Annotated in this window: 10 protein-coding genes and 1 riboswitch; of the genes, 5 read left to right on the top strand and 5 right to left on the bottom strand. The window is 72.4% G+C overall.

Annotation, left to right across the window (positions count from 1 at the left end; genetic code table 11):
* Positions 1–39 precede the first annotated feature (39 nt).
* The 4 genes from aceB (at position 40) to AB0D66_RS09215 (ending at position 6365) form a co-directional block, all read left to right on the top strand.
* Positions 40–1629 carry a malate synthase A gene (gene aceB / locus AB0D66_RS09230; RefSeq protein WP_362299029.1) on the top strand — a complete coding sequence of 530 codons (1590 nt, stop codon included), beginning with the start codon at positions 40–42 and terminating at the stop codon, positions 1627–1629.
* Entirely contained in the window at positions 1626–2537 is a 912-nt protein-coding gene (locus tag AB0D66_RS09225) for a 3-hydroxybutyryl-CoA dehydrogenase (protein ID WP_362299026.1), read from the top strand. The genes aceB and AB0D66_RS09225 overlap by 4 nt, the downstream gene beginning before the upstream one ends.
* A 105-nt stretch (positions 2538–2642) precedes the next feature.
* Positions 2643–2863, top strand: a riboswitch (cobalamin riboswitch).
* A 165-nt stretch (positions 2864–3028) separates the two neighbouring features.
* Positions 3029–5353, top strand: coding sequence for a 5-methyltetrahydropteroyltriglutamate--homocysteine S-methyltransferase (gene metE / locus AB0D66_RS09220; protein WP_362299023.1), 2325 nt, complete (start codon positions 3029–3031; stop codon positions 5351–5353).
* A gap of 70 nt (positions 5354–5423) precedes the next feature.
* On the top strand, positions 5424–6365 hold the full coding sequence (locus AB0D66_RS09215) for an NAD-dependent epimerase/dehydratase family protein (RefSeq protein WP_362299020.1): 942 nt from the start codon (positions 5424–5426) through the stop codon (positions 6363–6365).
* Positions 6366–6411: 46 nt separating this feature from the next.
* Here AB0D66_RS09215 and AB0D66_RS09210 read toward each other — a convergent pair whose 3' ends face one another.
* Genes AB0D66_RS09210 through kdpF form a run of 4 tightly spaced genes read right to left on the bottom strand, consistent with a single transcriptional unit; the run spans position 6412 to position 10997 of the window.
* A complete protein-coding gene (locus tag AB0D66_RS09210; protein WP_362299017.1) occupies positions 6412–7128 on the bottom strand; it encodes a potassium-transporting ATPase subunit C in 717 nt (238 codons plus the stop codon).
* Between the two features lie 7 nt (positions 7129–7135).
* Positions 7136–9238 (bottom strand): potassium-transporting ATPase subunit KdpB, encoded by a 2103-nt coding sequence (gene kdpB, locus AB0D66_RS09205; protein ID WP_362299014.1) that lies wholly within the window; start codon positions 9236–9238, stop codon positions 7136–7138.
* The gene (gene kdpA / locus AB0D66_RS09200) at positions 9235–10899 is read right to left on the bottom strand and encodes a potassium-transporting ATPase subunit KdpA (protein WP_362299011.1); all 1665 of its coding nucleotides are present in this window, start codon (positions 10897–10899) and stop codon (positions 9235–9237) included. The genes kdpB and kdpA overlap by 4 nt, the downstream gene beginning before the upstream one ends.
* Before the next feature lie 8 nt (positions 10900–10907).
* Complete coding sequence (kdpF, locus tag AB0D66_RS09195; RefSeq protein ID WP_362299008.1) at positions 10908–10997, bottom strand: K(+)-transporting ATPase subunit F; 90 nt, start codon at positions 10995–10997, stop codon at positions 10908–10910.
* Between the two features lie 299 nt (positions 10998–11296).
* Here kdpF and AB0D66_RS09190 point away from each other — a divergent pair, with 299 nt between their 5' ends.
* A complete protein-coding gene (locus AB0D66_RS09190; RefSeq protein WP_362299005.1) occupies positions 11297–11749 on the top strand; it encodes an SRPBCC family protein in 453 nt (150 codons plus the stop codon).
* A gap of 26 nt (positions 11750–11775) precedes the next feature.
* Here the strand turns inward: AB0D66_RS09190 and AB0D66_RS09185 are convergent, their stop codons facing one another.
* The gene (locus AB0D66_RS09185) at positions 11776–13347 is read right to left on the bottom strand and encodes an alpha/beta hydrolase (protein ID WP_362299320.1); all 1572 of its coding nucleotides are present in this window, start codon (positions 13345–13347) and stop codon (positions 11776–11778) included.
* Positions 13348–13494 lie beyond the last annotated feature (147 nt).

Below are 13494 nucleotides of genomic sequence, written 5' to 3'. Positions count from 1 at the left end.
CCTTCCCTCCCGTCCGCAGCTCCCGCCGAGGAGACCCGTATGACCACCACCGAACTCACCGGCCGCGTCCACGTGCTCGGCGCACCGGGCCACCGCTTCGACGAGATCCTCACCCCCGCCGCCCTGGACTTCGTCGGCGCGCTCCACACGGCCTTCGCCGGCCGCCGCCCGGAGGTGCTCGCCGAACGCCGCCGGCGGACCGACCGGCTCGTCTCCGGCGACCCCCTCGACTTCTCCCGCGCCACCACCGCGGTCCGCGAGGACCCCGACTGGCGCGTCGCACCGCCCGCCCCGGGCCTCCTCGACCGCCGGGTGGAGATCACCGGGCCCCCGGACCGCCGCACGACGGTGCGCGCCCTGAACTCCGGAGCCCGGGTGTGGATGGCCGACTTCGCGGACGCCACCTCCCCCACCTGGGAGAACGTCATCGGCGGGCAGCTGAACCTGCTCGACGCGATCGAGCGCCGGATCGACTTCACCACGCCCGACGGCAAGGAGTACCGCCTCGGCGACCGGCCGGCCACGATCATGGTCCGGCCGCGGGGTTGGCACCTGACCGAGCAGCACCTGCGGATCGACGGCCGTCCCGTCCCGGCCCCGCTGGTCGACTTCGGCCTCTACTTCTTCCACTGCGCCCAGCGGCAGATCGACGCCGGCCGCGGCCCGTACTTCTCCCTGCCCAAGCTGGAGAACCGGTACGAGGCACGCCTGTGGAACGACGTCTTCCTGACGGCCCAGGAACTCCTCGGCATCCCGCGCGGCACCGTCCGCGCCACCGTCCTGATCGAGACGGTCACCGCGGCCTTCGAGATGGAGGAGATCCTCTACGAGCTGCGCGAGCACAGCGCCGGACTGCACGCGGGCCGCTGGGACTACCTCTCCAGCCTCGTCAAGACCTTCGGCCACCGCACGGACTTCCGGCTGCCCGACCGGGCGAAGGTCACCATGACCGCCCCCTTCCTGCGGGCGTACACCGAACTCCTCGTCCGCACCTGCCACAGGCGCGGCGCGCACGCCATCGGCGGCATGGCCGCCCAGGTGCCCGGCAAGGACGCCGGGGCGAACACCGCGGCCCTCGCCAGGGTCCGCCTCGACAAGGAGCGCGAAGCCGAGGACGGTTTCGACGGCTCGTCGGTCGCCCACCCCGGACTCGTCCCCCTCTGCCGCGAGGTGTTCGACAGAGTGCTCGCAGACCGGCCGCACCAGCTCGAGCGCCTGCGCCAGGACGTCCACGTCACCGCCGCCGCACTGCTGTCGGTCCGGCGCAGCGGCGGCCCGCCCACCCCCGAAGGCGTCCGCGCCAACGTCCGCGTCGCCCTGCGGTACTTCGACGCCTGGCTGCGCGGCACCGGAGCCGTCGCCCTCGACGGGCTGATGGAGGACGCGGCCACCGCGGAGATCGCCCGCGTGCAGCTCTGGCAGTGGCTGCGCCACCGCAGCACGGACCAGGCGGCCGTACGCACACTCCTCGACGCCGCCTGCGCGGCGCTCGCCGAGGAGCAGCCGCAAGCCCTGGTCGCCGAGGCCCGCGCCGTCTTCGAGCGCACCGTGTTCGAGCGGGAGCTGCCCGCCTTCTTCACCCCCGACGCGTACATCCGCCACCTGGTCCGTCCGGAGGCCCGCTCATGAGCACCGCGGTCCCGATCCCCGCACCCGTTCCCGCACCCGCCGAGGGAGGCATCCGCCGGGTCGGCATCGTCGGCGGCGGCCAGATGGGCGCCGGGATCGCCGAGGTCTGCGCCCGCGCCGGCCTCGACACCGTGGTCTACGAGGCCGACGCCACCGGGGCCCGCGCCGCCCGCGAACGCGTGGCCGTGTCCCTCGAACGCGCCGTCCAGCGCGGCAAACTGGACCGGCTCACCGCCGAGGACGCCCTCGCCCGGCTCGTCTTCTCGGGCAGCCTCGACGACCTCGCCGACCGGCAGCTCGTCATCGAGGCCGTCGTGGAGAACCCGGAGGTCAAGGAGGAGGTCTTCACGGCCCTCGACAAGATCGTCGAGGATCCGGCCGCGGTCCTCGCGACGAACACCTCCGCCCTCCCCGTCATGCGCCTCGCGATGGCCACCGGCCGCGCGGACCGCGTCGTGGGCCTGCACTTCTTCAACCCCGTACCCGTCCTGCCGCTGGTCGAGATCGTCTCCTCCCTGCACACCACCCGCGAGACCGCCGAGCGGGTGGAGGCCTTCGCCCGCGACAGCCTGGGCAAGACCGCCATCCGCTCCCAGGACCGGGCCGGCTTCGTCGTCAACGCCCTGCTCGTCCCGTACCTGCTCTCGGCCGTCCGGATGGCCGAGTCCGGCTTCGCGAGCGCCGCCGACGTCGACGCCGGCATGGAACTGGGCTGCGCCCACCCCATGGGCCCGCTCAAGCTCGCCGACCTGATCGGACTGGACACGGTCGCGGCCATCGCGCAGTCGCTGTACGAGGAGTTCAAGGAACCCCTCTACGCACCGCCCCCGCTGCTGCGGCGGATGGTCCAGGCGGGGCTGCTGGGCCGCAAGAGCGGCCGCGGCTTCCACACGTACGACCGGCGCTGACGGGAGGAGGGGCGGGGGGTGGCGGGCACGGGGCGGGCCCCGGCGTGGCCCACGTCACCGTCCGGCATGCGGGCCGCTGTACCGCTCCTCCAGAACCTGCGCCTACGCTGATCGGCAGCAGCTGGTTCGCCCCGTCCGCCAGGCGGGATGCGTCGTAAGAGGGAACCCGGTGGGAATCCGGGACTGCCCCGCAGCGGTGAGCGGGAACGACCGCCGTCATACGCACTGGGCCCGGACGGGTCTGGGAAGCGACGGCCACTAGGTGTCTGCCCGAAGGGCAGACGTGCCCGCAAGTCCGAAGACCTGCCCGTTGCCCGCGCACGCACAGCCGTGCGCGGACATCCCGGTGACCTCGTGGGCGGGTCGGCGAACAGATCTCGGACGGTCACGGCGGCGCAGCGCGCCCCGGCGGACCGTCCGGTCCGTGACCCCTTCGCGCCCCACGTCCCGCCACCGGGACTCATGGAGACAAGCTCGCGAAGGAGAGTTCCGTGACAACCGAGTCCGCAGCCGCCGCCGTGGAAGCCACCGTGTACGGCTACCCCCGCCAGGGGCCGAACCGTGAACTGAAGAAGGCCGTCGAGGGCTACTGGAAGGGCCGCGTCAGCGCCGAAGCCCTCCACGAGACCGCCGCGCACCTGCGCCGGGCGAACTGGCTCCAACTGGCCGGCGCCGGCATCACCGAGGTCCCCACCGGCGACTTCTCGTACTACGACCACGTCCTCGACACCAGCGTCATGCTCGGCGCCGTCCCCGACCGCCACCGCGCCGCGTTCGATGCCGACGCCCTCGACGGATACTTCGCCATGGCCCGCGGCACCCAGGACGCGGCGCCGCTGGAGATGACCAAGTGGTTCGACACCAACTACCACTACCTGGTGCCCGAACTCGGGCCCGACACCCGGTTCACCGCCGACTCCACCCGGCAGGTCGCCGCACTGCGGGAGGCCCTGGCCCTGGGCCTCGGGGCCCGCCCGGTCCTGGTCGGCCCCGTCACCTACCTCCTGCTCGCCAAGCCCGCCCCCGGGGTGGCCGAGGACTTCCGGCCGATCACGCTGCTCGACCGGCTGCTGCCCGTGTACGCGCAGGTCCTCGCAGACCTGCGCGCGGCCGGCGCCGAATGGGTCCAGCTGGACGAGCCGGCCCTGGTGCAGGACCGCACCCCGGCCGAACTGGGCACCGCCGCCCGGGCCTACCGCGAGCTCGGCGGCCTGCCCCGGACCCAGCGCCCCCAGCTGCTGGTCGCCACGTACTTCGACCGGCTCGGCGAGGCCCTGCCCGTGCTGGCCAAGGCACCCGTCGAAGGACTCGCCCTCGACTTCACCGAGCGGGCCGCCGCCAACCTCGACGACCTCGCGGCGGCCGGCGGACTGCCCGGCAAGCGCCTGGTCGCGGGCGTGGTCGACGGCCGCAACATCTGGATCAACGACCACGAGAAGTCCCTCACCACCCTCGCCACCCTGCTCGGCCTCGCCGACCGCGTCGACGTCGCCGCCTCCTGCTCCCTCCTCCACGTACCGCTGGACGCGGGCGCCGAACGGGACATCGACCCGCAGATCCGCCGCTGGCTGGCCTTCGCCCGCCAGAAGACCACCGAGATCACCACCCTCGCCCGGGGCCTCGCCTCGGGCACCGGCGCCATCGCGGCCGAACTCGCCGCCAACCGCGCCGACCTGGCCTCCCGGGCGAACTCCGCGATCACCCGCGATCCGGCCGTACGGGCCCGGACCGCGGCCGTCACCGACAGCGACGGCCGCCGCTCCCAGCCCTACGACCGGCGCGCGGCGGCCCAGCGGGCCCACCTGGGGCTGCCGCTGCTGCCCACGACGACCATCGGCTCCTTCCCGCAGACCGCCGAACTGCGCACCGCCCGCGCCGACCTGCGCGCCGGCCGCCTGGACGCCGACGGCTACGACGGCCGCATCGAGGCCGAGATCCGCGAGGTCATCGCCTTCCAGGAGAAGACCGGCATCGACGTCCTCGTGCACGGCGAGCCCGAACGCAACGACATGGTCCAGTACTTCGCGGAGCAGCTCACCGGATACCTGGCCACCCAGCACGGCTGGGTCCAGTCCTACGGCACGCGCTACGTGCGCCCGCCGGTCCTGGCCGGGGACATCTCCCGCCCCGAGCCGATGACCGTGCGGTGGACGGCGTACGCGCAGTCCCGGACGGCCAAGCCGGTCAAGGGCATGCTGACCGGCCCGGTGACCATGCTCGCCTGGTCCTTCGTACGCGACGACCAGCCGCTGGGCGACACCGCCCGGCAGGTCGCGCTCGCCCTGCGCGACGAGGTCGACGACCTGGAGGCGGCGGGTACCTCGGTGATCCAGGTCGACGAGCCCGCCCTGCGCGAGACCCTGCCGCTCCGGGCGGCCGACCACGCCGCCTACCTGGCCTGGGCGACCGAGTCCTTCCGCCTCACCACCAGCGGGGTCCGGCCGGACACCCAGATCCACACCCACATGTGCTACGCCGAGTTCGGCGACATCGTCGAGGCCATCGAGGAACTCGACGCCGACGTCATCAGCCTGGAGGCCGCGCGCTCCCACATGCGGGTGGCCGACGAGCTCGCCGGCGCCGGCTACCCGCGCGAGGTCGGCCCGGGCGTCTGGGACATCCACTCCCCGCGGATCCCCTCCGCCGGGGAGGCCGCGGAGCTGCTGCGCAGGGGACTTGGGGCCATCCCGGCCGAACGGCTGTGGGTCAACCCCGACTGCGGGCTGAAGACCCGCGGCTGGCCCGAGACCAGGGCCTCCCTGGAGCACCTCGTCGAGGCGGCGCGGCAGGTCCGTACGGAGATCGCGGAGGGCTGAGCCGCCCGCCGGGGCCCGGGGCGGGCGGGGCCGGGGGCGCGCCGGGCACCGCTCGCGCTAGTGTGCGGGGGTGAGCTCTCATGTCGTCGTAGGTTTCGGACCCGCCGGCGCCGCCACCGCGCGGCTGCTGGCCCAACAGGGCCATGCGGTACGGGTCGTCACCAGGTCGGGCGGCAGCCCGGAACCGGGTATCGAGCACATCGCGCTGGACGCGAAGGACCCCGAGCAGCTGATCGGGGCCGCGGAGGGTGCGGTCGCGCTCTACGGCTGCGCCGCTCCGCCCTACCACCGCTGGGCGGACCAATGGCCGCCCCTGGCCGCGTCGTTGTGCGCCGCGGCCGAGGCCACCGGGGCCGTACTGGTCATGCTGGGCAACCTCTACGGGTACGGCCCGGTGGACCGCCCGATGACCGAGGAGCTGCCGCTCGCGGCGACCGGCGCCAAGGGGCGGGTGCGCGCGGCGGCCTGGGAGCAGGCGCGGCGGCTGCACGAGCAGGGCCGCATCAGGGCGGTGGAGGTGCGGGCCTCGGACTTCTTCGGGCCCGGCGTCACCGAGGGCGGCCACCTGGCCGCACGGGTGGTACCGCCGCTGCTGCGCGGCAAACCGGTCTCCGTGCTGGGGGATCCGGACGCCCCGCACAGCTGGACCTATCTCCCCGACGCGGCCCGGGCGCTGGCCGAGGTCGCGGGCGAGGAGCGGGCCTGGGGACGGGCCTGGCACGTCCCGACCGGGCCCGCGCGGTCGGTGCGGGAGATGGTCGGCCGCCTGGCGGCGCAGGCGGGAACGGCGCCGGTCGCGGTGCGCAGGCTGCCGTCGGCCGTGCTGGGCGCGGCGGCGCTCTTCTCCCCGCTGCTCCGTGAACTGAAGGAGGTCCGCTACCAGTTCGACCGGCCGTTCGTGGTCGACTCCAGCGCCTATGAGGCGTCCTTCGCGGTGCGGGCCACCCCCCTCGACGAGCAGGTCGGGGCGACCGTGGACTGGTGGCGCGAGCGGGGGGCGGGAGCCGGCTGACAGGGCACGCGGTCCATGGCGCGCACCCTGTCTCCGCCATGGAACGTCAGCTCCTGGCCAGGGCCTTGAGCGCGGTGTTGAGCTCGAGGACGTTGACGCGGGGTTCGCCCATGAAGCCGAGGGTGCGGCCGGTGGTGTGGTCCGCGACGAGCCTCTCGACCCGCTGTACGTCGAGGCCGTTGCGCTCGGCGACCCGGCGGATCTGGAGCTCGGCGTAGGCGGGGGAGATGTCGGGGTCCAGGCCCGATCCGGAGGAGGTGACGGCGTCGGCCGGCACGTCCTCGGGCCTCACCCGGTGGCCGGCCGTGGAGTTGTCGGCGACCACGGCCTCCTTGGCGCGGGTGACCTGGGCGCAGAGGGTGCCTTCCGGCGCGTCCTCGGTGCACGTTCCATGGACGGCGCCGTTGTCGGCGGAGCGGTTGGTGGCACCGGAGAGGAGCAGCGAGTACTGCGTGTTGACGCTGTTGGATCCGAGGCCGCCCGAGGGGCGCGGCTGGAACCACCTGAGGTCCGGTGCGGCGGCCTCCTGCGGGTCGCCGGGGTTCTGCTTCGGGAGGTGGTAGGTCTGCCCGATGAGGGACGAGCCGACGACCCGGCCGCTGTCGTCCTTGATCTCGGAGCCGTTGGCCTGGTGGGGGAAGAGGGCCTGGGCGATCCCGGTGACGGCGAGCGGGTAGACGATCCCGCAGATCACGGTGAGGACGAGCAGGGCCCGCAGTCCGGCACCGAGCAGGCGGGCGGTGTTGCTGACGGAGTTGTTCATGGTCGTCTCAGCCGATTCCGGGGATGAGGGAGATGAGCATGTCGATGATCTTGATGCCGATGAAGGGGGCGATGAGGCCGCCCAGTCCGTAGATCCCGAGGTTGCGGCGGAGCATCCTGTCGGCGCTGGTGGGCCGGTAGCGGACGCCCCGGAGGGCGAGCGGCACCAGCGCGATGATGACGAGCGCGTTGAAGACGACCGCGGAGAGGATCGCGGAGTGCGGGGAGGACAGGCCCATGATGTTCAGCCTGTCCAGACCGGGGTACACCACCGCGAACATGGCGGGGATGATCGCGAAGTACTTCGCGACGTCGTTGGCGATGGAGAAGGTCGTGAGTGCGCCCCGGGTGATGAGGAGCTGCTTGCCGATCTCGACGATCTCGATGAGCTTGGTGGGGTCGGAGTCCAGGTCCACCATGTTCCCGGCCTCCTTGGCGGCCGAGGTGCCGGTGTTCATCGCCACGCCGACGTCCGCCTGTGCGAGGGCGGGCGCGTCGTTCGTACCGTCGCCGGTCATCGCGACGAGCTTGCCGCCGGCCTGCTCCCGCTTGATGAGGGCCATCTTGTCCTCGGGCGTGGCCTCGGCGAGGAAGTCGTCGACACCGGCCTCCCGCGCGATCGCCTTGGCCGTCAGCGGGTTGTCACCGGTGATCATGACGGTCTTGATGCCCATGCGGCGCAGCTCGTCGAACCGCTCGCGCATGCCCTCCTTGACGACGTCCTTGAGGTGGATCACCCCCAGGACCCGGGCGCCCCGCTCGTCGTGCACGGCGACCAGCAGAGGCGTACCGCCCTCCTCGGAGATGCGGCTCGCGAGGAGGCCGGCGTCGTCCGAGACCCGCCCGCCCTGTCCGGTGACCCAGGCGATGACCGAACCGGCCGCTCCCTTGCGGGTCCGCGTGCCGTCCACGTCGACGCCCGACATGCGGGTCTGTGCGGTGAAGGGCACCCAGGCGGCGTGGGCCAGTTCGCCCTGGCGGCGTTCGCGCAGGCCGTACTCCTCCTTCGCGAGGACCACGACGGAGCGGCCCTCGGGGGTCTCGTCGGCGAGGGAGGAGAGCTGGGCCGCGTCGGCGAGCTCGGCGGCGGTGGTGCCCTCGACCGGCACGAACGCGCAGGCCTGGCGGTTGCCGAGGGTGATGGTGCCGGTCTTGTCGAGCAGCAGCGTCGACACGTCGCCGGCGGCCTCGACCGCTCGGCCGGACATGGCCAGGACGTTGCGCTGGACCAGGCGGTCCATGCCCGCGATGCCGATGGCGGACAGCAGCGCGCCGATCGTGGTGGGGATCAGGCAGACCAGCAGGGCGGCGAGCACGATCATGGACTGCTCGGCGCCCGCGTAGACGGCGAACGGCTGGAGGGTCACCACGGCCAGCAGGAAGACGATCGTGAGGGACGCCAGGAGGATGTTGAGGGCGATCTCGTTGGGGGTCTTCTGCCGGGCCGCGCCCTCGACGAGGGCGATCATGCGGTCGATGAAGGTCTCGCCGGGCTTGGTGGTTATCTTGATGACGATCCGGTCGGACAGCACCTTCGTGCCGCCGGTGACCGCGGAGCGGTCGCCGCCGGACTCCCGGATGACCGGCGCGGACTCGCCCGTGATCGCGGACTCGTCCACCGACGCGACGCCTTCGACGACGTCACCGTCGCCGGGGACGACGTCGCCGGCCTCGCAGACCACCAGGTCGCCGATCCTCAGCCCGGTGCCGGGCACCCGCTCCTCGCTCGTGCCGTCCTTGCCGAGGCGGCGGGCGACGGAGTCGGTCTTGGCCTTGCGCAGGGTGTCGGCCTGGGCCTTGCCGCGGCCTTCGGCGACGGCTTCCGCGAGGTTGGCGAAGACCGTGGTCAGCCACAGCCAGGCGGTGATGGCCCAGCCGAACCAGTCCGCCGGGTCCTTGGCCGCCAGGACCGTCGTGACGACCGAGCCGATCAGGACCACGAACATGACCGGCGACTTGACCATGACGCGCGGGTCCAGCTTGCGGACCGCGTCGGGGAAGGACCTCAGCAGCTGCTTCGGGTCGAAGAGACCGCCGCCGACCCGCCCGGCCGGCTCGTGGCCCGCCGGGACGGCTTCGTGCGGCGCGCGGGTGGGGGTGATGGTGCTCATGACGCGAGCCCTTCGGCGAGCGGCCCCAGCGCGAGGGCGGGGAAGTAGGTCAGACCGGTGATGATCAGGATGGTGCCGACGAGCAGGCCGGCGTAGAGCGGCTTGTCGGTGCGCAGGGTTCCCGCCGTGGCGGGGACGGGCTGCTGCCCGGCGAGCGAGCCGGCCAGCGCCAGGACGAACACCATCGGCAGGAAGCGGCCCAGCAGCATGGCGATGCCGATGGTCGAGTTGAACCACTGGGTGTCGGCGTTCAGGCCCGCGAAGGCGGAGCCGTTGTTGTTGGCGCCCGACGTATAGGCGTAGAGGATCTCCGAGAAGCCGTGCGCGCCGGTGTTCGCCATCGAGTTCGCCGGGGTGTCCAGGGCCATCGCCGCGGCGGTGAAGCCCAGCACCAGCGCCGGGGTGACGAGGAGGTAGCAGGCCGCGAACTTGATCTCGCGGGTGCCGATCTTCTTGCCCAGGTATTCGGGCGTGCGGCCGACCATCAGCCCGGCGATGAACACGGCGATGACCGCCATGACCAGCATGCCGTAGAGCCCGGAGCCCACGCCGCCGGGCGCGATCTCGCCGAGCTGCATGCCCAGCAGCTGGATCCCGCCGCCCAGTCCCGTGTACGAGGAGTGGAAGGAGTTGACCGCGCCGGTCGAGGTGAGCGTGGTCGCGACCGAGAAGACGGCCGAGGCGCCGATGCCGAAGCGGGTCTCCTTGCCCTCCATCGCCCCGCCCGAGACGTCGAAGACCGGGCCGTGGTGGGCGAACTCGGTCCACATCATCAGCGCGGTGAAGCCGATCCAGAGGGCGGCCATCGTGGCGAGGATCGCGTAGCCCTGCCTCACGCTGCCGACCATCGTGCCGAAGGTGCGGGTCAGTGCGAACGGGATGAGCAGGATCAGGAAGACCTCGAAGAGGTTGGAGAAGGGGCCCGGGTTCTCGAAGGGGTGCGCGGAGTTGGCGTTGAAGTAGCCGCCGCCGTTCGTGCCCAGCTCCTTGATGACCTCCTGCGAGGCGACCGCGCCGCCGTTCCACTGCTGGGTGCCGCCCATGAACTGGCCGACCTCGTGGATGCCGGCGAAGTTCTGGATCGCGCCGCACGCGACCAGGACGACCGCGCCGATCACGGAGATCGGCAGCAGCACGCGGACGGTGCCGCGGACCAGGTCGGCCCAGAAGTTGCCCAGCTCACCGGTGCGGGAGCGCGCGAAGCCCCGTACCAGGGCGACGGCGACGGCCATGCCGACGGCGGCGGAGACGAAGTTCTGCACCGCCAGGCCGCCGGTCTGCACGACGTGGCCCATGGCCTGCTCGCCGGCGTACGACTGCCAGTTGGTGTTGGCCACGAAGGAGGCGGCGGTGTTGAAGGCCTGGTCCGGGTCGATCGCGGAGAACCCGAGCGAGCCGGGCAGGATCCCCTGCGCCCGCTGGAGGGCGTAGAGGAAGAGGACGCCTACCGCGCAGAAGGCGAGGACGGCGCGCAGGTAGGCGGGCCAGCGCATCTCGGCGCCGGGGTCGGCGCCGATGGCCTTGTAGATCCACTTCTCCGGCCTGTAGTGCTTCTCGGAGGAGTACACGCGGGCCATGTGGTCGCCCAGGGGACGGTAGGCCAGCGCGAGCGAGGCGATCAGCGCGAGGAGCTGGAGCACGCCAGCGGTGACGGGGCTCATGTCGGCGCTCAGAACCTCTCCGGGTACACGAGGGCGAGGACGAGGTATCCCAGCAGGGAGACGGCCACCACCAGGCCGACGATGTTCTCGGCGCTCACAGCTTGGTCACCCCCCGGGCGACGAGAGCCACGAGCGCGAACACCGCGATCGTGGTGACGACGAAGGCCAGATCGGCCATCGCGAGCTCCTGAGTGAAGAGGGAAGAGACGTATCGGCCGAGCGATCGGCCGATAACGAGACAACCCCCTCTTCACACCGGCGCTGAGCCGCTTTGACGGGTTCCATACGGGGGCGGGGCCGCTCTTGACGCACCCCTGACACCCCCGGCGGCGTGCGGCCGGGAGGGGGGTCTGGGAGCATGGGCCACGAGACCGGGAGCCCGGAGCGAGGAGCCGACATGTCCGGACAGTTCGAGGCGCGCGTCGAGATCGACCGCCCGGTCGAGGAGGTCTTCGACTACCTCGCCGACGGCCACAACGACCCGGACTTCAGCCCGCGGGTCCAGCAGATCACCAAGTCGCCCGAGGGCCGGACCGCGCTCGGCACGGTCTTCCGCAGCACCGTCAAGGACGCCGGGATGAAGACCGGCCGCGAGTTCCGCATCGTCGGCTTCGACCCGCCGCACCTCATCCGCTGGACGGAGCAGAGCCGGAACCTGGTCACCGCGGAGGGCGGCTACGACCTCGAGGCCCTCCCGGGCGGCCGCACCCGGGTCCGGATCTTCAACACCCTCGCGGGCCACGGCCTCGGCAAGCTGCTCGTCGGCTTCGCCGTGAGCGCCGCACCCAAGGACGCCCCCGCGTTCGGACGCCGTATCAAGGCGGCCGCGGAGGCGTCCCTCAAGCGGTAGCGGTCAGGCCGCCGTCATGGAGCGGGTCAGAACCGGCCGGGGCCGGCCGGGATCGGCAGCTGCTTGGACGGCGCCGCGGACTCGCGCTGGCCGGCGGCGGCCGCCGGGCTCTGGCAGGTCACGTCCTCGGCGGGCAGCCGGCCCGTCGTCAGGTACGCGCTGACCTGGGCGTCGGCGCAGGAGGTGGGGTCGGTGAGGTACACACCGTGGCCCTCACCGCCGGCCACCAGCACCATCCGCGAGCCCTTGAGCGCGCGGTGCATGCCCTCGCCGCTGGTCAGCGGGGTCTGCGAGTCCCACTCGTTCTGGACCGTCAGCACGTTCGCCTGCTTCTTCATCGGCGTGGCCGCCTCGACCGGCCGGTCCCAGAAGGCGCACGGCTTGATGTTGGACGCGAAGTCCCCGTACAGCGGGTACTTCACCTTGTCCTTCGCCGCGTCCCGCTCGTACTGCTCGGTGTAGCGGGGCCAGCTGCCCGTGTCCCCGCACACCACGGCCCAGAACACCGCGGTGCCGTTGTCCGACGCGGGCTCGGCCGCCGCCCGCCCACCGGTGAGCAGCCGCTTCAGGTCGGCCGTGGACGGCCCGGCCGGCCGGGGGGCGCCCTCGGCCGCCGCCTTGAGCGCCGCGATCAGCGGGGTGGCCTGCGCCGGGTAGAAGAACACCCCGCGCGCGGACCGGATCAGGTCCCCGTCGACCTTCTGCCCCTCGAAGTCGATCGGCTCCCGGTCGGCGCGCTCCACCAGGCCCCAGAAGGTGTCGGACACGGCCTTCGGGGTGTCGCCGAGCCCGTACTCGGCCGAACGCTCGGCCGCCCAGCCCGTCCACCGCGCGAAGGCGGGCTCGGCCTCGGTCGCCCACACCTGGATCATGCCGCGCCAGATCCGCTGCGGGTCCACGCCGCTGTCCAGCACGAAGCGGTCGGTCCGGTCCGGGAACATCTGCGAGTAGACCGCGCCGAGGTAGGTCCCGTACGAGTAGCCCAGGTAGGAGAGCTTGCGCTCGCCCAGCACCGCGCGGATCGTGTCCATGTCGCGGGCCGTGTTGCGGGTGGTGATGTGCGGCAGGACGGCGCCGGCCTTCTCACGGCACTTGTCGGCGACCGTACGCGCCCACGTCACGTCGGAGGAGTAGGTCTCGGGCCGGTACGGCCGGTCGAAGTTCTGCTCGGTGTCGGTGAGCCCGCAGCTGATCGGGCTGCTGGCCCCGACGCCGCGCGGATCGAAGCCGATGAGGTCGTACTGGTCCCGTACGTCCTTGGACATCATCTCGCCCATGGCCAGCGGCAGGTCGAGCCCGCCGCCGCCCGGGCCGCCGGGGTTGAGCAGCATGACGCCGTGCCGCTTGGCGGGGTTCTCGCTCTTCACCCGGGATATCGCGAGGTCGATCGTGGAGCCCTGGGGGCGCCGGTAGTCGAGCGGCACCTTGAGGGTGGCGCACTCGTACGAGGCCGGCTGGTCCGGGCTGCACCGGTGCCAGGAGGGCTTCTGGTTCAGGTACGCCGGCGCCGGCGCGGCCGAGGCCTGGGCCGCGGTCAGCAGGGGCACGGTGGACGCGATGAGTCCGGCGGTGGCGAGCAGCGGTGCGAGGCGTTTCATGCGCACGGGTTGCCGATCCTTTCGGTGAAGTCGCTTACCCGCTCACCTTGTTGTATGCGGAGGCGGGGCGAATCATCCCGAAGGTCGGGGCATGTGCGTCTCACGAACGAGCCGATATCCGGACAACTGGCCGACACGCCGCCGGTG

It is taken from the genome of Streptomyces sp. NPDC048270 (genome assembly GCF_040652335.1).
Taxonomy (GTDB): domain Bacteria; phylum Actinomycetota; class Actinomycetes; order Streptomycetales; family Streptomycetaceae; genus Streptomyces.
This window is presented reverse-complemented; position numbering and strand designations above follow the sequence as displayed.